This is a genomic window from Streptomyces sp. NBC_00536, assembly GCF_036346295.1.
Taxonomy (GTDB): domain Bacteria; phylum Actinomycetota; class Actinomycetes; order Streptomycetales; family Streptomycetaceae; genus Streptomyces.
This window is the reverse complement of sequence record NZ_CP107819.1, coordinates 3,197,248-3,215,034: the sequence shown is the minus strand read 5'-3', so window position 1 is coordinate 3,215,034 and position 17,787 is coordinate 3,197,248. Positions and strand designations below refer to the sequence as shown.

12 protein-coding genes are annotated in these 17,787 nt (G+C 73.2%); 5 read left to right on the top strand and 7 right to left on the bottom strand.

Going from position 1 to position 17,787, the window contains the following annotated elements:
• Positions 1-53 precede the first annotated feature (53 nt).
• The 5 genes from OHS33_RS13960 to OHS33_RS13940 form a co-directional block, all read right to left on the bottom strand.
• A complete protein-coding gene (locus OHS33_RS13960) occupies positions 54-2,231 on the bottom strand; it encodes a bifunctional glycosyltransferase/CDP-glycerol:glycerophosphate glycerophosphotransferase (RefSeq protein WP_330330723.1) in 2,178 nt (725 codons plus the stop codon).
• A 143-nt stretch (positions 2,232-2,374) separates the two neighbouring features.
• Positions 2,375-3,241, bottom strand: a complete 867-nt coding sequence (locus OHS33_RS13955) for a carbohydrate ABC transporter permease (protein WP_330330722.1) — start codon at positions 3,239-3,241, stop codon at positions 2,375-2,377.
• Positions 3,238-4,542 carry a carbohydrate ABC transporter permease gene (locus OHS33_RS13950; RefSeq protein ID WP_330335042.1) on the bottom strand — a complete coding sequence of 435 codons (1,305 nt, stop codon included), beginning with the start codon at positions 4,540-4,542 and terminating at the stop codon, positions 3,238-3,240. The genes OHS33_RS13955 and OHS33_RS13950 overlap by 4 nt, the downstream gene beginning before the upstream one ends.
• Positions 4,543-4,577: 35 nt before the next feature.
• Positions 4,578-5,957 carry an ABC transporter substrate-binding protein gene (locus tag OHS33_RS13945; protein WP_330330721.1) on the bottom strand — a complete coding sequence of 460 codons (1,380 nt, stop codon included), beginning with the start codon at positions 5,955-5,957 and terminating at the stop codon, positions 4,578-4,580.
• A 129-nt stretch (positions 5,958-6,086) separates the two neighbouring features.
• Positions 6,087-9,152 (bottom strand): FHA domain-containing protein, encoded by a 3,066-nt coding sequence (locus OHS33_RS13940; protein WP_330330720.1) that lies wholly within the window; start codon positions 9,150-9,152, stop codon positions 6,087-6,089.
• Between the two features lie 437 nt (positions 9,153-9,589).
• Here OHS33_RS13940 and OHS33_RS13935 point away from each other — a divergent pair, with 437 nt between their 5' ends.
• Together OHS33_RS13935 and OHS33_RS13930 are read left to right on the top strand one after the other, a co-directional pair.
• Positions 9,590-11,329, top strand: coding sequence for a serine/threonine-protein kinase (locus OHS33_RS13935; RefSeq protein ID WP_330330719.1), 1,740 nt, complete (start codon positions 9,590-9,592; stop codon positions 11,327-11,329).
• Between the two features lie 169 nt (positions 11,330-11,498).
• On the top strand, positions 11,499-12,761 hold the full coding sequence (locus OHS33_RS13930; protein WP_330330718.1) for a serine/threonine-protein kinase: 1,263 nt from the start codon (positions 11,499-11,501) through the stop codon (positions 12,759-12,761).
• 366 nt (positions 12,762-13,127) lie between these two features.
• On the opposite strand, the gene OHS33_RS13925 is transcribed toward OHS33_RS13930, so the two are convergent.
• Positions 13,128-14,153 (bottom strand): isopenicillin N synthase family dioxygenase, encoded by a 1,026-nt coding sequence (locus OHS33_RS13925; protein ID WP_330330717.1) that lies wholly within the window; start codon positions 14,151-14,153, stop codon positions 13,128-13,130.
• A 324-nt stretch (positions 14,154-14,477) separates the two neighbouring features.
• Here OHS33_RS13925 and prfB point away from each other — a divergent pair, with 324 nt between their 5' ends.
• Positions 14,478-15,587 (top strand): peptide chain release factor 2, encoded by a 1,110-nt coding sequence (gene prfB, locus OHS33_RS13920; RefSeq protein WP_330330716.1) that lies wholly within the window; start codon positions 14,478-14,480, stop codon positions 15,585-15,587.
• A gap of 93 nt (positions 15,588-15,680) precedes the next feature.
• Here the strand turns inward: prfB and OHS33_RS13915 are convergent, their stop codons facing one another.
• Positions 15,681-15,875: a hypothetical protein gene (locus OHS33_RS13915; protein WP_283448847.1), complete on the bottom strand. Its 195-nt coding sequence runs from the start codon at positions 15,873-15,875 to the stop codon at positions 15,681-15,683.
• 225 nt (positions 15,876-16,100) lie between these two features.
• On the opposite strand from OHS33_RS13915, the gene ftsE reads away from it, so the two are divergent.
• On the top strand, positions 16,101-16,790 hold the full coding sequence (ftsE, locus tag OHS33_RS13910) for a cell division ATP-binding protein FtsE (protein ID WP_330330715.1): 690 nt from the start codon (positions 16,101-16,103) through the stop codon (positions 16,788-16,790).
• A gap of 17 nt (positions 16,791-16,807) precedes the next feature.
• Positions 16,808-17,731 carry a permease-like cell division protein FtsX gene (gene ftsX / locus OHS33_RS13905; RefSeq protein ID WP_330330714.1) on the top strand — a complete coding sequence of 308 codons (924 nt, stop codon included), beginning with the start codon at positions 16,808-16,810 and terminating at the stop codon, positions 17,729-17,731.
• Positions 17,732-17,787 lie beyond the last annotated feature (56 nt).

The following is a 17,787-nucleotide window of genomic DNA, read 5'->3' as shown; positions in this document are numbered from 1 at the left end:
GCGGGGCTGGAATTGGTTGCGGTTGGGGGCCCGCCCGGGCCGGGTGGGGCGCCTCAAACGCCGGCGGGGCTGGAATTCTGGTTCAGGAAGACGTGGCGGACGACTCGTTCTGCCGCGTGGCCGTCGTCGTACGTGCAGAAGCGGGTGCGGAACGAGGCGCGGAGCTGGGCTGAGCGGGAGCCTTGCCAGTGGCCCGTGGCGAAGATGTCCACCAGCTCGTCCTCGGTCCGGGCGATCGCGCCCGGGGGGAAGGCGCGCAGGTCGAAGTACGTGCCGCGGGAGGCCTCGTAGGCCTCCCAGTCGTCCGCGTGGATCACGATCGGCCGGTCCAGCGCCGCGTAGTCGAACATCAGGGACGAGTAGTCCGTCACCAACGCGTCCGACGCCAGGCAGAGTTCCTCCACCGAGGGGTGGGTGGAGACGTCCAGCAGGCGCGGGTGGCGCTCCCACGTCGGCGGCGCGTCCGCGTACGTCAGGTGCGTGCGGACCAGGATCGTGAACCGTGGCCCGAGGTCGCGCAGCACCCGCTCGAAGTCCAGGTGGTCCGGGCGGCTGCGCCGGTAGTCGCGGTGCGTGGGCGCGTACAGGATCACCGTCGAGCCCGCCGGGATGCCGAGGCGTTCGCGCAGCTCCAGTGCCTCGCCGGGGCCGGACCGGTGGAAGACGTCGTTGCGCGGGTAGCCGTACTCAAGGGTGGTGTAGGAGGACGGCAGGGCCTTTTCCCACACCAGGGTGGAGTGGCGGTTTCCGGACAGCAGGTAGTCCCACTGGTCGGCGCCCCGCAGCAGGCCCGCGAAATCGGTGGTCGGGGTGGCCGCCGGGCGGTCCTGGAGGTCGAGGCCGACCCGCTTGAGCGGGGTGCCGTGCTGGGTCTGGAGGAGGATCTGGCCCGGCCGCTTGACCAGCGCGCGGTCGAAGTTGACGTTCGTGGTCAGGTACGTCGCCCTTGCCAGCGCCGTCCAGTAGGCGAGCGAGCCGGGGCGCAGTGCGGCGGTCTCCTTCGGCAGGGTCGCCGCGTGCGCCGGGTCGCAGATCCACGCGGTGCGCGCGGCGGGCTCCAGCTCCCGCAGCTTCGCCTCGATCGCGGCCGGGTTGCAGGCGTAGCCGCCGTGCCAGTACGCGCTGAAGACCGCCAGCTCCGGCCGCAGCGGCAGCAGCCGCTGGATCCGGTAGTGGCAGCGCAGGGCCGCTTCGCGCAGGCCCCGCCAGCCGCCGAGCGCGCCCCGGCCGAGGCGGGTGGCGGCGGCCCGCAGCGCGGAGAGCAGCCCGTAGGTGCGCCGGACCCCGAACCGCATCAGGGTGTGCCGCACCCGGTCGGTCCGGGAGAGGGACACCGGCTGCGCGCCGGAGCGCACCGGGACCCGGTGGCGGCGCAGCAGGACGGCCGCCCGCTTGAAGAACTCCGGCCGGGCGGCGCGCGGGAGGCGGCGCGGGTCGGCGTACAGGGCGCAGAAGTGCTCGGCCATCCGCCGGTGCACGGCGGGCCGCCAGCGGTCGAGTTCGGGGCGGGTGCCGAGGTAGGCGAACACCCGGTCGTACTGGTCGAAGATGTCGAGGTGGCGTCGGCTGGAGGTGGTCAGGATCGAGCCGGTGCGGCGCTGGCGGTAGTGCACGCAGACCCGGTCCAGGACGGCGACGGACTCGGCGGCCAGCAGCGCCGGATAGGTCCAGGGGGTGTCCTCGTAGAACCCGGGCGGGAAGGAGAGGCCCTCGCGCTCCACGAACTCGCGGCGGTACGTCTTGTTCCACACCACCATCAGCATGCCGAGCAGCGCCGGGCGGTCGGCGAGCCGGAAGCTGGCCGGGCCCTCCTCGGAGAGGCGGTGCGCGAGCCGGTTGCGGGTGGTCTCGCCGGTCCAGAAGGTGCGCGCGTAGTCGTAGACCAGGACGTCGGGGGAGCCGGTGGCCTTCAGCCGGTCCGCGATGGCCTGCAGGGCGCCCGGGGCGAGGGTGTCGTCGCCGTCGAGGAAGACCAGGTAGTCGCCGGTGGCCCGGGCCACGCCCGCGTTGCGGGCCGGGCCCAGGCCCCCGTTGCGCGCCAGGTGCACGGGGGTGACCCGGGGGTCCCGGGCCGCGTACTCGTCGATGAGCTGGCCGCAGGCGTCCGGCGAGGCGTCGTCCACCGCGATCAGTTCCAGATCCGGGTACGACTGGGAGAGGACCGAGTCCAGCCCCTCCTGGAGGTACGCCTGGACCTTGTACGCGGGCACGATGACGCTGAACCGGGGCACGGCACATCCATGGGTCGGCGCGGGCATATTGCCCAGCAACCCCTGGGGTGGTGATCGGGTTACGCGACCCGTGGCATTCGGGTTACCCAGCGTCAACGCGGCACGTCAACGCGGCGATTCGTGAGAGGGGCCGCTGTGTCGCGCTACTTGATCGCGCCCGCCATCACCCCCGACACGAACTGCCGCTGGAACGCGAAGAACACGGCCAGCGGGATCACCATCGACAGGAACGCGCCCGGCGCCAGTACGTCGATGTTGTTGCCGAACTGCCGTACCTGCTGCTGGAGCGCCACCGTGATCGGCGGGTGCGCCGAGTCGGCGAAGACCAGCGCCACCAGCATGTCGTTCCACACCCACAGGAACTGGAAGATGCCCAGCGAGGCGATCGCCGGACCGCCCAGCGGCAGCACCACCCGGGCGAACAGCCGAAGTTCGCCCGCCCCGTCCAGGCGCGCCGCCTCCAGCAGCTCGCGCGGGATCTCCGCGAAGAAGTTGCGCAGCAGGAACACCGCGAACGGCAGCCCGAAAGCGGTGTGGAACAGCACGACCCCGGCCGTGGTCTCGAACAGGCCGATGGAGCCGAAGAGTTCGGAGACCGGGATCAGCGCCACCTGTACGGGTACCACCAGCAGCGCGACCACCAGCAGGAACAGTGCGTCGCGGCCCGGGAACTCCAGCCAGGCGAAGGCGTATCCGGCGAACGCGCCCAGCACCAGGACCAGCAGGGTGGCCGGCACGGTGATCGCGACCGTGCTCAGCAGCGAGCCGGTGATGGTGTCGTTGGACAGCAGCCGTTCGTAGTTGCCGGTGGTCAGCCGGGACGGCGCGGTCAGCACCTGCCACCAGCCGTGCTTGTTCAGGTCGGCCGGGGCGAGCAGCGAGGAGACCAGCAGCCCCAGCGTCGGCAGCAGCCAGAACATGGCCGCCAGCACCAGGAACACGCGCACGGCGCCGCCCGCGGCGCGCGCCGCCAGCCTGCCCGTGAGGCTCGGCGTACTCGGCGTCGTCATGCGCGGGCCTCCCTTCGCATCCGGTGGATGTTGTAGAGCATGACCGGGAGGACCAGCACCAGCAGCAGCACCGCGATGGCACTGCCGAGGCCCGGGTTCGCGTCCGTACCGAAGGAGGTGCGGTAGAGCTGGAGGGCGAGGACGTTCGCGTCGTCCTGCACCGAACCGGGCGCGATCACGAAGACCAGGTCGAAGATCTTCATCACGTTGATGACGAGGGTCACCAGCACCACGCCCAGCACCGGTGCCAGCAGCGGCACCGTGATCCGGCGGAACACCTGCCACTCGTTGGCCCCGTCCACCCGCGCCGCCTCCAGCAGCTCGCGCGGTACGGACGCCAGCCCGGCCCCGATCAGGACCATCGCGAACCCGGCCCACATCCACACGTACGCGCCGATCACGGCCGGGGTGACCAGCGTCGGCCCCAGCCACTGCACGCCCGCGTACGGCGCCGCGAAGTTCGAGGCGGGCAGCCGCAGCAGCGCCCCGTCGGCCTTCGCGGACAGCGAGAAGGTGCCGTCGCCCGCGGCCGTCGCCGAGTCCACCACCTTGCCGTCCTTGACGGCCTCGATCCGCATGCCCGCGTACCCCGACTCGGCCGGGTCGACCGTGTTGGTACGGCCGCCCCCGCCAGGGCGGAAGTCCTGCCAGGCCGTCCCGGTCACCCGGCCCGGCTCGGCGGGCGCCGCCTTCGCCGGACGGGCGGCCTTGGGCAGGTCGGCCGGAGCCACCCCGACCAGCGGGATCAGCACCGGCGAGCCCGCCCGTACCGGATCGCGCGTCACGAACGCGCCGCCGCCCGCGTCCACCAGCGGCGAATCCCGGCCCGGCCGGGCCTTGGGGAAGGCCGAGGACGGCGCGAAGGTGTCGTGGACCCCGACCCACACCGCGTTCGCCACCCCGCGGTCCGGGTCCGCCTCGTAGACCAGGCGGAAGATGATGCCCGCCGCCAGCATCGAGATGGCCATCGGCATGAACACCAGGAGCTTGAACGCCGTGCCCCAGCGCACCCGTTCGGTCAGCACCGCGAAGATCAGACCGAGCGCGGTCGCCGTCGTCGGCGCCAGCACCACCCACAGCGCGGTGTTGCCCAGCGCGGTGCGGATCGTGTCGTCGTGCAGGATCTCCCGGTAGTTCGCGGCGCCCACGAAGGAGCCGCCGGAGCGGTCGAAGAGGCTGCGGTAGAGGGAGTAGCCGATCGGGTGCACGACGAGCGCGCCGAGCAGCACCAGCGCGGGCAGCAGGAACGCCCCCGCCACCAGCCGGTGCCGCCGGGCCGCACGGGTGCGGGCCCCCGCCACAGCGGCGGGGGCGTGCGTCTTGGAGGCCACCGGGATCAGTTCCCGAAGGCCTTGGCCGCGTCGGCCTCCAGCTTGGCCTGGGCACCCGCGACGTCCGCCGGGTTCGCCAGGAAGTCCTGGAGGTCCTTCCACTCGCCCGCCCCCGGCGTACCGCCGAAGGACGCCGGAGCCTGGTCGGACATGTCGAAGCGGAAGTCGTCGCCCGCCGCGAGCAGGTTCTTGGCGATGTCCCGCTGGATGTCGTTGGGGTACGCGCCCGGGTTCACCCCGCGGTTCGGCGAGACGAAACCGCCCAGCTTCGCCTGGATCTCCGCCGCGTCCGCCGAGGCCAGGAACGTCAGCAGCGCCTGCGCGCCCTTCGACGGCTTCAGCGCCACCGCCACGTCACCGCCCGAGACCACCGGGGCCTTCGCGCCGACCGCCGGGAAGGGGAACACCAGGGCGTCCGTGCCGATCTTCGCCTCCGTCTGCGCGATGTTCACCGCCACGAAGTCACCCTCGAAGACCATCGCCGCACCCGGCCGGTCCCCGCCCGTGAAGGTCTGGGTGACGGACTTCGGGAACTCGGTGGCCAGCGCGCCGGTCTGGCCGCCCGCCAGGAAGTCCTTGCGCCCGAACAGCTGGCCCAGGGTGGTCAGCGCCTGCTTGACGCTGTCGTCCGTCCACTTGATCTGGTGCTTGGCCAGCTGGTCGTACTTCTGCGGACCGGCCTGCGAGAGGTAGATGTTCTCGAACCAGTCGGTGAGGGTCCAGCCGTCCGCGCCGCCCACCGAGACCGCCGGGACGCCCGACGCCGACAGGGTGTCCGCCGTCTCCAGGAACTGCGCCCAGGTCGTGGGGACCTGCGCGCCCGCCGCCTTGAACGCCTTCGCGTTGTACCAGACCAGCGACTTGTTGGCCGCCTTGTAGTACACGCCGTACTGGGTCCCGCCGACCGCGCCCAGGGCCTTCCAGCCCGCCGAGTAGTTCTGGTCCAGCTGCTTCTGCGCCTCCGGACCCACCGGCTGCGCCCACTTGTTCGTCACGGCCGAGACCAGCGCCCCGACCTGCGGCAGCAGCGCCACGTCCGGCGGCTGGCCGCCCGCGACCTTCGTACCGAGGAAGGTGACGATCGGGTCCTGCGCCGGCACGAAGGTGACGGTGGCGCCCGTCCGCTTCTCGAACTCCTTCAGGACCTTGGTGAAGTTCTCCTGCTCCGGACCCGTCCAGACCGCCGCGACCTCCAGCTTCTCCCCGGCCAGGGAAGGTAACTGGACCCGCGGGCCGCTCTGCGTGCTCCCGCCGTCCGGACTCGCGGCCGCGTCCTTCTTCCCGTCGCCCCCGCCGCCGCAGGCGGTGAGCGCGAGCGCGCCCACGGCGGCGAGCGCCGCCCAGGTGCGCGTGCGGGTGGTGCGGCCCGTTCCGTGCGTACGCATGGCTCTGCCCCCGATGTCCACTGTGTGTCCCGGACCACAAGGTCTACGCCGAGCCGTGCGCCCCCGCAATACCGCGTCGGGCACCGGTCCGGGCGCCGCGCACGGGCGGGGCGGGGGCGCGGGCGGGGCTCAGGGGGCGGGCGGGAACAGCACGGGCACGGCCGAGACCAGGTGGGAGGCCCGGTCCAGGGCACTGGCCAGCAGCGCGAGGTCGGTCGGGCCGTTGCCCAGCTCGCGCACCGGGCGGCGGGCCGGTGGATCACCCATCCGCTCCCACTCGACCGGAACCACAGTGGGTCTCTGGGTCGCGGTCCGCGGGATCCGGCCGGTCACCCGGCCCGCCTGGAACGCCGCCGTACGCCCGTCGACGTGCCGCAGCAGCCCCCGGCCGGGACCCGGCTGGTCGGGCGCGTCCAGCTCCACCCGCAGGGTCGAGAGCCGGGCCAGCTCCGTGCCGTCCGTACGGTCCGGGCGCGCGCTGGTCGCCACGAGGTGGACGCCGAGCCGGGCACCCTCCCGGGCCACCGCCTCCAGCGCCCGCACCACCGAACCGGCGGACGGGCGGCCCGTACTGCCCAGGGCGGGCGCGACGAGCGCGTCGAAATCGTCGACCAGCACCACCAGCCGGGGCAGCGGACCCGGCCCCGCGGCCTCGCCGCGCGGCGCGGCCGCCCGTAGCCGCAGGGTGCCCGAACGCTGCGGGTCCAGATCGCCGCGCAGCTCACTGGCGCTGGGGCGGCGCGGCGCGACCAGCCGGTCCGCGACCTCGCGGTGGGCGTGCCACTCGGCGAACGGCACCCCGTCCAGCAGCTCGTGGCGGCGCTTGAGCTCGGCCCCGAGGGCCTGCGCGAACTCGCGCATGCGCAGCGGATCGGAGGCCACCAGGTGCGCGGAGACGTGCGGCAGCTCGGTACAGGGCAGCAGCCCCTCCCCGCGCTCGCCGCCCGCACCGTCCAGCAGCACCAGGCCGAGCCGGTCCGGGCGGGCCGCGGCCGACAGGGACGCGGCGACGGAGCGCAGCAGCTCCGTACGTCCACTGCCCGCCGGGCCCTCGATCAGCAGGTGCGGGCCGTCGGTGACCAGCTCGGCCCCGACCGGACCGCGCCGCCCGCTGCCCAGGACCACCTCCACGTGCCCGCCGACGCCCTGCCCCTGGTCGGTGGCGGCCGCCCAACGGGCCATCAGCGAAGCCGGGGTGGCCCGGGCCAGACCCAGCTCGTCCAGCAGCCGCGCGGTCGCGGGCAGGCTCGCGGTGGTGGGCCGCTGCGGCTCGGTGACCGCGCCGTCGGCGCGCAGCGGGGCCAGGGCGCGGGCGAACCGCTCGGCCCACGCGGCGGACACGGCGTCGGCGACGGCCGTCTCCCCGGGCGGCACCGGACGGCCCCCGGACACGCGGAAGTTCCGTACGGCCGTGGCCACGTCACCGCTGAGCAGGCCGACCGCCCCGCAGTCCCGGAAGGCCGGGGCGCCCGCGCAGGCCGCCCGGTAGGTGTCCTCGACCGGGGAGGCCGGGGTCGCGGCCGGTGCGTCGGCGAGGGCCAGCACGTGGATCCCGGCGGCCGGGCCGTGCGAGGCGAGGCGGCCGGTGACATCGCGGAGCTGGCCGGGGCCCGGATCGCCGTCGACGACCACCAGGGTGAACGGACCGTCGTACGCGCGGGCCGCCTCGGCCACGCCCTGGCGGTCCGCGGCGGCCCAGCCGGTCCCGAGCGGGGAGTCGTCGAGCCGCCGGGTCAGCTCACCGGCCCGGGCGGTGGCCTGGTCGCGGTCGTAGGCCAGCAGCAGCCGGCAGTCCTGGCCGTGCGCGGGCCGGGTGTGCGGGAGCCAGCCGAGCCAGCCCCAGTCGGCGCGCCGCTCGGCCAGCGGGCGGGCCCGGTCGGCGGCGATCAGCACGATCTCCAGCGTGGTGGGGGAGTGCAGGGCGGCGAGCTGGGCGACCACGGACCGGGCCAGCCCGGTCAGCCGGGCGCGCGGCCCGGCCAGGCCCAGGGCCCCCGCGGTGCGCAGCGGTACGTGCGCACCCGCGCCGAGGCCCACGACGAGCAGCTCCGGGTGGCCGGGGCCGCGGCCCCAGAGCCGGCCTGTGGGTCCGAGCGCGGCCAGCAGCAGCGAGGCGGGGTCGTCGGGCCCCGGCTCCGCGCCGGTCACGACGGTGGCGGCGGGGACCCCGGCGGCCGCTTCGGCCTCCTCGTCCCGGCCGACCCACTTGCGCGCCCAGGCCCCTATCCCGCGCCGCCGGGCGGCCGCCGGGGCCCCGGATTCCGCGTAGGTGGCGTCGGAGGCGTCGGAGGCGTCGGAGCCGTCGCTGCCGGGGGCGCCCGTGGCGGGCCAGGCGGCGGCCGGGTACGGGTCCGGCGCACCGGAGGAGCCGGCGGAGTACGGGTACGGATCCGCGCCGCCGGGGCCGGTGGCCGGGCCGCCGCCCGCGACGGGCCAGACCGGGGCGGGGTCGTACGCGGGGGCATGGGGGCCCCGGCCGTCTGACCCGCCCGCGGCGGGCCGGGCCGGGTCAGGGGCGGCGGGGGCTTCGGGGGCCGGGGTGCCCGGGTGCGCCGGGAGGGACAGGTGGCCCTGGAGGTCCGGGGTCAGCGGGAGGGGGAGCGTCGCCGGGCCCGCGAGGCGCAGGGTGGATTCGCCGACCCGCAGCAGCGCGCCCGGCGCCAGCCGGACCGGGGTGCCCGTCACCGGGACACCGTCCAGCGCGGTGCCGTTCGTCGAGTTCAGGTCGGCGACGCTGACCCGGCCGTCCTCGGTCACCGTGACCGCGCAGTGCAATCGGGACACGTCCGGGTCGTCCAGGGGCACGTCCGCGTCCGCCGAGCGGCCGATCCGGACCGCGCCGGGGTGCAGCAGGTGCACGCCGCCCGCGTCCGGTCCCGCCACCACGTGCAGCTGGGGGGCGCCGAGGCCCTCCTCCAGTCCGGGCAGCACGTCCGGGACCGGCGTGTGCAGGGCCAGTACGGCCCCGTCGACCAGGGGTGGCTCGCCCAGCACCCGGCGCTGCGGATCGAGCCGCTCCGCACCGGCGTAGAGCACCACCGTGCCCCCCGTGTCCGGGCCCGCGACGGTCGCCGCCAGCCCCGAGGCCACCGCGGCCAGGGGGGTGCCGACGGGCGCGGTGACGAGCACGTCACACGTCGCGGGCGCGATCTGGTGGCCGCTGCGCGGCCCGAGGACGGTCAGCCGGATCTGCATCGCCGTCAGCGGTCCCTTCTGCGCGGTGCGCGCTGCGTGCGCCCGGCAGGAAAACGGCGGGACATGACTGCCCGTTCGCCCCCCACCCGGCACGGACGCGTCGTCCGGTCAGGTCATGCGGAAGGCAGGGCTCCCGACCCCGCCCACTCCGTACGGGTGCATCCTCGCACCTGTCACCGACAACACGCCCGGCACCCGGCAACAAGTGATCTTGATCGATCGCGGCTCCGTCCACACCCCGTACAGATACGGACAGCAACCCGCGGAAAATCGCCACGGGCATACCCCGCAAATGTCACTCTTCGTATATATGTACGGCAACCATCGCCGGACGCCCAGCGTCTTCCTCCGGGACACCGCCTAGAGTGGGTCGGAAAAACTCTGGGAAAAGCACAGTCGGAACACGACAGCAGGACGACAGCAGGGGAGCGCGAGACGTGCGGCCAGTAGGCAGCAAATACCTGCTTGAGGAGCCGCTCGGACGCGGCGCCACGGGCACCGTCTGGCGCGCCCGCCAGCGCGAGGCCGCGGGCGCCGAGGCGGCGGTCGCCGGCCAGCCCGGCGAGACCGTGGCCATCAAGGTCCTCAAGGAGGAGCTGGCCCACGACCCGGACGTCGTCATGCGCTTCCTGCGCGAACGCTCCGTGCTGCTGCGCCTGACCCACCCCAACATCGTCCGCACCCGGGACCTCGTCGTCGAGGGCGATCTGCTCGCCCTCGTCATGGACCTCATCGACGGCCCCGACCTGCACAAGTACCTGCGGGAGAACGGGCCGTTCACCCCGGTCGCCGCGAGCCTGCTCACCGCCCAGATCGCCGACGCGCTCGCCGCCAGCCACGCCGACGGCGTGGTCCACCGCGACCTCAAGCCCGCGAACGTCCTGGTCGACGAGCGCGACGGCCAGATGCGCCCGATGCTCACCGACTTCGGCATCGCGCGCCTGGCCGACTCCCCGGGCCTCACCCGCACCCACGAGTTCGTCGGCACGCCCGCCTACGTCGCCCCCGAATCCGCCGAGGGCCGCCCGCAGACCTCCGCCGTCGACATCTACGGCGCGGGCATCCTGATGTACGAGCTGGTCACCGGCCGTCCGCCGTTCGCGGGCGGCACCGCGCTGGAGGTGCTGCACCGCCACCTCAGCGAGGACCCGCAGCGCCCCTCGACCCTGCCCGAACCGCTCTGGACGGTCATCGAGCGCTGCCTGAGCAAGGAGCCGGACCACCGGCCCAGCGCCGTCAGCCTGGCCCGCGCCCTGCGCGTGGTCGCCGCGGGCATCGGCGTGCACTCCTCCGCCGCCGAGGTCGAGGCCGCGCTCGGCGTCGGCGCGCTGCTCGCGCCCGACCCGGCGCCCGCGCCGGTCCCGCAGACCCCCGGCGCCGCGGACCCGACCCAGGTGCTGCCGCCGGTCAACGGGCCCATGGGTGCCTACGATCCGAACGCCGCCACCAGCGTCATGCAGTCGGTGCCCCCGGCCCCCCAGCACGCCCCCGGGGCCGACCCGACCGCGGTCATGCCCCCCGTACAGCAGCCGGACCAGCCGCACCCGTGGCAGTCGCAGATGCGGGCCGCCCGGGACCGCAACGAGCAGACCCAGATGCAGTACCTCGACCCGGCCGACGACCCGCTGCGCCGCAGGCCGCAGCGCCAGGCGCCGCCCCAGCAGCCCCCGCAGCAGCAGTACGGTCAGCAGCCCCAGCAGTACCAGCAGGGTCCGCCGCAGCAGTACCAGCAGCAGCCGCAGCGTCAGCCCCAGCCCCAGCCGTACCGGCAGCAGCCCCCGCAGCAGCAGTACCAGCAGCCGCAGTACCAGCAGCGGCCGCCGCAGCCCCAGCAGCCCCAGCGTCAGCAGCCGCAGCCGCAGCCGCAGCAGTACGCCGGGCCGCCCCCGCAGCAACAGCAGCCGCGCCAGCCGCAGCAGCCCGCCCAGCGGGAGCCGCGCGAGCCGCGCCGCCGCAGCGCCAACCCGATGCGGATCCCGGGGCTCGGCTGCCTCAAGGGCTGCCTGTTCACCATCGTCCTGCTCTTCGTGGCGGGCTGGCTGGTCTGGGAGCTGACCCCGCTCCAGGAGTGGGTGGGCACCGGCAAGGGCTGGTGGGACCAGGTCTGGTCCTGGGGCACCGAGGTCAAGAACTGGATCGGCGACCTCGGTGGCAGCGGCGGGAGCGGCACCGGCTGACGGGGGGCCAGGAGGCGCCCGTAGCGGTGAGTTCGTGGATTTGTCGACTTCTGGGGCACGATTTCGCCCACAGAAGTGAAGGTCGTCGCGAATCGGGCCCCCTGCTGGCCTCCAACACCCATCCGGCCGCGTAGCTTTGGTGTGTACGCCAGCCGCTGAGGGAGCAGTCGTGGCACGGAAGATCGGCAGCCGGTACACCGCGCACCAGATCCTTGGGCGCGGCAGCGCGGGCACGGTATGGCTCGGTGAGGGGCCCGAGGGCCCCGTCGCCGTCAAGCTGCTCCGTGAGGACCTCGCGTCCGACCAGGAGCTGGTGGGACGGTTCGTCCAGGAGCGCAGCGCGCTGCTCGGCCTGGAACATCCGCACGTCGTCTCGGTCCGCGACCTCGTCGTGGACGGCAACGACCTCGCACTCGTCATGGACCTGGTCCGCGGCACGGACCTGCGGACCCGGCTCGACCGCGAACGGCGGCTCGCCCCCGAGGCGGCCGTCGCGATCGTCGCCGACGTCGCCGACGCGCTCGCCGCCGCGCACGCGGCCGGGGTGGTGCACCGCGACGTCAAGCCCGAGAACGTCCTGCTCGACATGCAGGGCCCCATCGGCCCCGGCGGCGCGCACCCGGCGCTGCTCACCGACTTCGGCGTCGCCAAGCTGATCGACTCGCCGCGCAGGGCCGGACCGCCGCCGGGCGGCAGCCGGGCCACCGCGCCGACCACCCGGATCATCGGCACGCCCGACTACCTCGCCCCCGAGATCGTCGAGGGCCTGCCGCCGCGCGCCGCCGTCGACATATACGCGCTCGCGACCGTCCTCTACGAGCTGCTCGCCGGGTTCACGCCCTTCGGGGGCGGACACCCCGGGGCGGTGCTGCGGCGGCACGTCACCGAGACGGTGGTGCCGCTGCCCGGGATCCCCGACGAGCTGTGGCAGCTCATGGTCCAGTGCCTCGCCAAGGCCCCCGCCTCGCGGCTGCGGGCCTCCGAGCTGTCCGCCCGGCTGCGGGACCTGCTGCCGCTGCTGAGCGGGATGCCGCCGCTGGACGTCGACGAACCGGACGACCTCGAAGCGGAGGCCGAGGAGGCGGAGGAGGCTCCGGCCGCCGCCGATCCCGTACGGCGGCGGGGCGTGGTCCCGCTCGTCCCCGGCTCGGCGACCGACTCGAACCGGGACACGCACACCTCGATGCGGGTGCCGGGGCCGGACGAGCTGGCCGGGGGTGCGCTGGGGACGGCCCGCGTGCCCCGTCCCGCCGGGGGGCACCGGCCCGGGGCCGCGCGGCACCGGGCGGACACGGTGCGCAAGCGGCGGCTGATGCTTTCCGCCGCGGGCGCCGTGCTGGTCGTGGCCGTCTCCGTCGGTGGCTGGCTGGCCGCCTCCGACGACCCGCCCCCCGCCCCCGACAGCAAACAGTCCGTCCCGGCCCGCCCTTAGCCGCCCGGCGGGGCTGGGTTCAACCATGCGAGGCCGTGGGGTCCGTGCGGCCCGTCTCCCCTCCGTGGGCGCCTCAAACGCCGGCGAGGCTGGTTGTGGCCGGGCCTCGTGCGCCCCTGCGGCCTGCCCTGCCCTCCGGGGGCGCCTCAAACGCCGGCGAGGCTGGTTGTGGATGGGGCTGGGTTTGGCGGGCCTTGTGGGCCCCTGAGCGAGGTGGCTGCCCCCGCGCGGGGGCAATTCCAGCCTCGCCGGCGTTTGAGGCGCCCCCGGAGGGCCGTGCGGGCCGCACCCGGTCGATGGCCTTGGGCCCGTACCCAGCCGGATGGCCGGCCCGCACCCGGGCGGACGGGCGGCCCGCGCCCGGGGCTACGGGGTCAGGAGGGTCGGGTGCCAGCGGCGGGCCACGGCCGGGTGGGCGCGGACCCAGCCCTTCAGCTCGTTGCGCCCGTACTCCGCGTGCAGCGGGTTCGCAGCGTCCTCGGACAGGCCCGGGGCCGAGCGGAGGTAGTCGCCGGGAACCGTCCCGACGACGGAGTCCAGCCGCGGGTTGTAGAAGAACGGCACCGAGTACCGCTCCACCGCCCCCGGCGGGCTGACCACCCGGTGGTCGGTGGCCCGCAGGTACCCCTGGGTCGCGATCTCCAGCAGCTCGCCGAGGTTGACCACGAAGGCCCCCGGCAGCGGCGGGACGTCCAGGAAGCCGTCCCCGCGGCGGACCTGGAGGCCGCCCACCGAGTCCTGCAGGAGCAGCGTGAGGAAGCCGTAGTCCTTGTGCGCCCCCACACCCTGGTCCGTGCCGGAGGGGGCCGACCCCGGGTAGCGGATCAGCTTCGTGTGCAGGTGGGGGCGGTCCGCGAAGGCCGCGTCGAAGAAGTCGGCCGGGGCGCCGATCGAGGCGAGGAGTTCCTGGAGGAGGCGGTGGGCGACCGCCGCCAGCCGGGACTGCCAGTCCAGGACCACGGTCCGCAGCTCGGGCAGGGCCGCGGGCCACTGGTTGGGCCCCTCCAGCCACAGGTACGCCGGGTCCCCGGGCCCCACCGGCAGCGCGTCGCGTTCCGCGCCCACGTCCAGCTGGTCGCGCCAGTCGGAGGCGCCACCGGTCAGCTCGTGCCCGATCCGGGTGTATCCGCGGAAGTGCGGGGAGTTCAGGTTGCTGACGGCCAGCCGGTCGGCCTCGGGGAGCGCGAAGAAGGCGCGGGTCACGTCCAGAACGCGGGCGGTTTCGGCGGCGGTGATCCCGTGCCCGGTCAGGTGCAGGAATCCGGTGTCCCGGGCGGCGGCGTGCAGCTCGTCGCGGAAGGCGTCCCGCTCGGCCGGGTCGTCGGCCCGGGAGAGGTCCAGGACGGGGAGGGAGGTGAGGGAAGCGTGCAGGGAAGGGTGCGCGGACGGCATGACGGCTCCGTTTCGGATGTCACGGGGTCCTGTTCCCCAGAGGTGGCGGGGACAGCGGGTGGGGAGGGACCGCCGGCAGGGATGGCGCCGGGGCCGCGTGAGCCGCGTACAGGACCGGGGGCGAATCGAGCAGCTGGGGAATTCAGGCTGTGGTTCGGTCCGGCGGCGGACAGCTCGTCGTCGTGACACGCATGTAGTCCACATGGCGACGGGTGACGAGGAAGACGGTCATACGGGGAGCGTACGCCCGTTCGGGCGCCCGTTCGTAGAGGGCTATTCGGCCTGGCCGGACGGGGCCGTCCGGGGACCGGCTACGCTGGACCCGTGGCAGTCGTCGATGTTTCCGAAGAGCTGAAGTCCCTCTCCTCGACCATGGGGTCGATCGAGGCCGTCCTGGACCTCGACAAGTTGAGGGCCGACATTGCCGTGCTTGAAGAGCAGGCCGCGGCGCCGTCCCTGTGGGACGACCCGGAGGCCGCCCAGAAGATCACGAGCAAGCTTTCCCACCTCCAGGCCGAGGTCCGCAAGACCGAGAACCTGCGCGGCCGGATCGACGACCTCGAAGTCCTCTTCGATCTCGCGCAGGAGATGGACGACGCGGACACCCTCGCGGAGGCCGAGACCGAGCTGGTCTCCGTCCGCAAGGCGCTGGCCGAGATGGAAGTCCGTACCCTCCTGTCCGGCGAGTACGCCGAGCGCGAGGCCCTGGTCAACATCCGGGCCGAGGCCGGCGGCGTGGACGCCTCCGACTTCGCCGAGCGCCTCCAGCGGATGTACCTGCGCTGGGCCGAGAGGCACGGCTACCCGACCGAGGTCTACGAAACCTCGTACGCCGAAGAGGCCGGCATCAAGTCGACCACCTTCGTCGTCAAGGCCCCGTACGCCTACGGCACCCTCTCGGTCGAGCAGGGCACGCACCGCCTCGTCCGGATCTCGCCCTTCGACAACCAGGGCCGCCGCCAGACCTCCTTCGCGGGCGTCGAGGTGCTGCCGGTCGTCGAGACCAGCGACCACGTCGAGATCGACGAGGCCGAGCTGCGCGTGGACGTCTACCGCGCCTCGGGCCCCGGCGGCCAGGGCGTCAACACGACCGACTCGGCCGTGCGCATCACGCACCTCCCGACCGGCATCGTCGTCTCCTGCCAGAACGAGCGCTCGCAGATCCAGAACAAGGCCAGCGCGATGAACGTGCTCCAGGCCAAGCTGCTGGAGCGCCGCCGCCAGGAGGAGAAGGACAAGATGGACGCCCTCAAGGACGGCGGAAGCTCCTGGGGCAACCAGATGCGCTCCTACGTCCTGCACCCGTACCAGATGGTCAAGGACCTGCGGACGGAGTTCGAGGTCGGCAACCCGCAGGCGGTCCTCGACGGCGAGATCGACGGCTTCCTGGAGGCCGGGATCCGCTGGCGCAAGCAGCAGGAGCAGGCTTCCTAAAGCCGAGCCGAGCCGATAGCGACAGTCGAGAAGCCCGGACCCCTGGCAAGGGGTCCGGGCTTCTTCGATCGGTACGTACGGCGCCCTGCGGGCCTACGCGGCCTGGTGCGCCACCAGCGCGAGCGCTGCCACGAGCACCACCATGAGCGCGATCAGCGTCATGGGGTTGAGGTTGGCGAAGGGGCGGTCCTCCTGCTGGAGGCGCTCCCTGTTCGCCCGGCACACCGGGCAGCGGCCCTGACTGACGGGCGCGGCGCAGTTCGCGCACACGAGCCGGTCATATGTCATGCGCTCTCCTCCTCTCGTCCCCATGTACAACGGCGGTGGGAACCGGTCCGTTCCCCCTACCACTGTGCCAGCTCGCGCGACATTCGGCGCGGCCCCTCCGGTCACACGTGGTCCCGCCTCTTTCGCAGCGGGGGATATAACGGACAACTCCGGATGCCGGGTCCCTAGCCTGCGCCCATTCGCGTATGGTCACGCTCACCTACTCCCGGCGACCGTGGTGCACCCGTGATCCGATTCGACAGTGTGTCCAAGTACTACCCGAAGCAGAGCCAGCCCGCACTCAGAGACGTGTCCCTGGAGATCGTCAAGGGCGAGTTCGTCTTCCTGGTCGGCTCCTCCGGCTCCGGCAAGTCCACCTTCCTGCGGTTGATACTGCGCGAGGAGCGGGCGAGCCAGGGTCAGGTGCACGTGCTGGGCAAGGACCTCGCCAGACTCTCCAACTGGAAGGTCCCGCACATGCGGCGCCAGCTGGGGACCGTCTTCCAGGACTTCCGGCTGCTCCCCAACAAGACGGTCGCGGAGAACGTGGCCTTCGCCCAGGAAGTCATCGGCAAACCGCGCGGCGAGATCCGCAAGGCCGTCCCCCAGGTCCTGGAGCTGGTCGGACTGGGCGGCAAGGAGAGCCGGATGCCCGGCGAGCTGTCCGGTGGTGAGCAGCAGCGCGTGGCCATCGCCCGGGCCTTCGTCAACCGCCCGGCGCTGCTGATCGCGGACGAGCCGACCGGCAACCTCGACCCGTCGACCTCGGTCGGCATCATGAAGCTGCTGGACCGGATCAACCGGACCGGCACCACCGTGATCATGGCGACGCACGACCAGCAGATCGTCGACCAGATGCGCAAGCGCGTCATCGAACTAGAGCAGGGCCGTCTCGTCCGCGACCAGTCGCGCGGCGTCTACGGCTACCAGCACTGAAAGGCCCCTGAGACGCGATGCGCGCCCAGTTCGTCATGTCGGAGATCGGGGTCGGTCTCCGCCGCAATCTGACCATGACCTTCGCGGTCATCATTTCCGTGGCCCTGTCACTGGCCCTCTTCGGCGGCTCCCTGCTCATGCGCGACCAGGTGAGCCAGATGAAGGGGTACTGGTACGACAAGGTCAACGTCTCGATCTACCTCTGCAACAAGAACGACGCCGAGGCCAGCCAGGGCGCCTCCTGCGCCAAGGGCGCGGTGACGGCCGAGCAGAAGAAGCAGATCGAGACCGACCTCAAGAAGATGGACCTCGTCGAGACGGTCTCGTACGAGTCCTCCGACGAGGCCTACAAGCACTACAAGGAGCAGTTCGGGCACACCGCCCTGGCCGCCTCCATCACCCCGGACCAGATGCCCGAGTCCTTCCGCGTGAAGCTGAAGAACCCGGAGAAGTACAAGGTCATCACCACCGCCTTCGCCGGGCGGGACGGGGTCCAGTCGGTGGAGGACCAGCGGACCGTGCTGGACAACCTCTTCCGGCTGCTCGGCTACCTCAACGTGGCCGCGCTCGGCATCATGCTGATCATGCTGGTGGTGGCGCTGCTGCTGATCGTCAACACGGTGCGCGTCTCGGCGTTCAGCCGTCGGCGGGAGACCGGGATCATGCGGCTGGTGGGCGCCTCCAGCTTCTACATCCAGGTGCCGTTCATCATGGAGGCCGCCTTCGCCGGCCTGATCGGCGCGGTCCTCGCCTGCGGCATGCTCGCCTCCGGCCAGTACTTCGTGATCGACCACGGCGCGGGGCTGCGCCAGAAGATGGAACTGATCAACTTCATCGGCTGGGACGCGGTCCTCACCAAGCTCCCGCTGGTCCTGGTCATCGGTCTGCTGATGCCCTCGCTCGCGGCCTTCGTGGCGCTGCGCAAGTACCTGAAGGTGTGACGAGCGCCCCGTAGCCGGTCCGGCCAACCCGCCGTACCGGCGCGGGCCTTGTCCTA

Excerpts from the sequence above, each read along its gene's own strand:
- OHS33_RS13940 (WP_330330720.1), bottom strand. The coding sequence starts at position 9,152 with ATGCAGATCCGGCTGACCGTCCTCGGGCCGCGCAGCGGCCACCAGATC.
- OHS33_RS13945 (WP_330330721.1), bottom strand. The coding sequence starts at position 5,957 with ATGCGTACGCACGGAACGGGCCGCACCACCCGCACGCGCACCTGGGCG.
- OHS33_RS13915 (WP_283448847.1), bottom strand. The coding sequence starts at position 15,875 with ATGACATATGACCGGCTCGTGTGCGCGAACTGCGCCGCGCCCGTCAGT.
- ftsX (WP_330330714.1), top strand. The coding sequence starts at position 16,808 with ATGCGCGCCCAGTTCGTCATGTCGGAGATCGGGGTCGGTCTCCGCCGC.
- OHS33_RS13925 (WP_330330717.1), bottom strand. The coding sequence starts at position 14,153 with ATGCCGTCCGCGCACCCTTCCCTGCACGCTTCCCTCACCTCCCTCCCC.
- OHS33_RS13955 (WP_330330722.1), bottom strand. The coding sequence starts at position 3,241 with ATGACGACGCCGAGTACGCCGAGCCTCACGGGCAGGCTGGCGGCGCGC.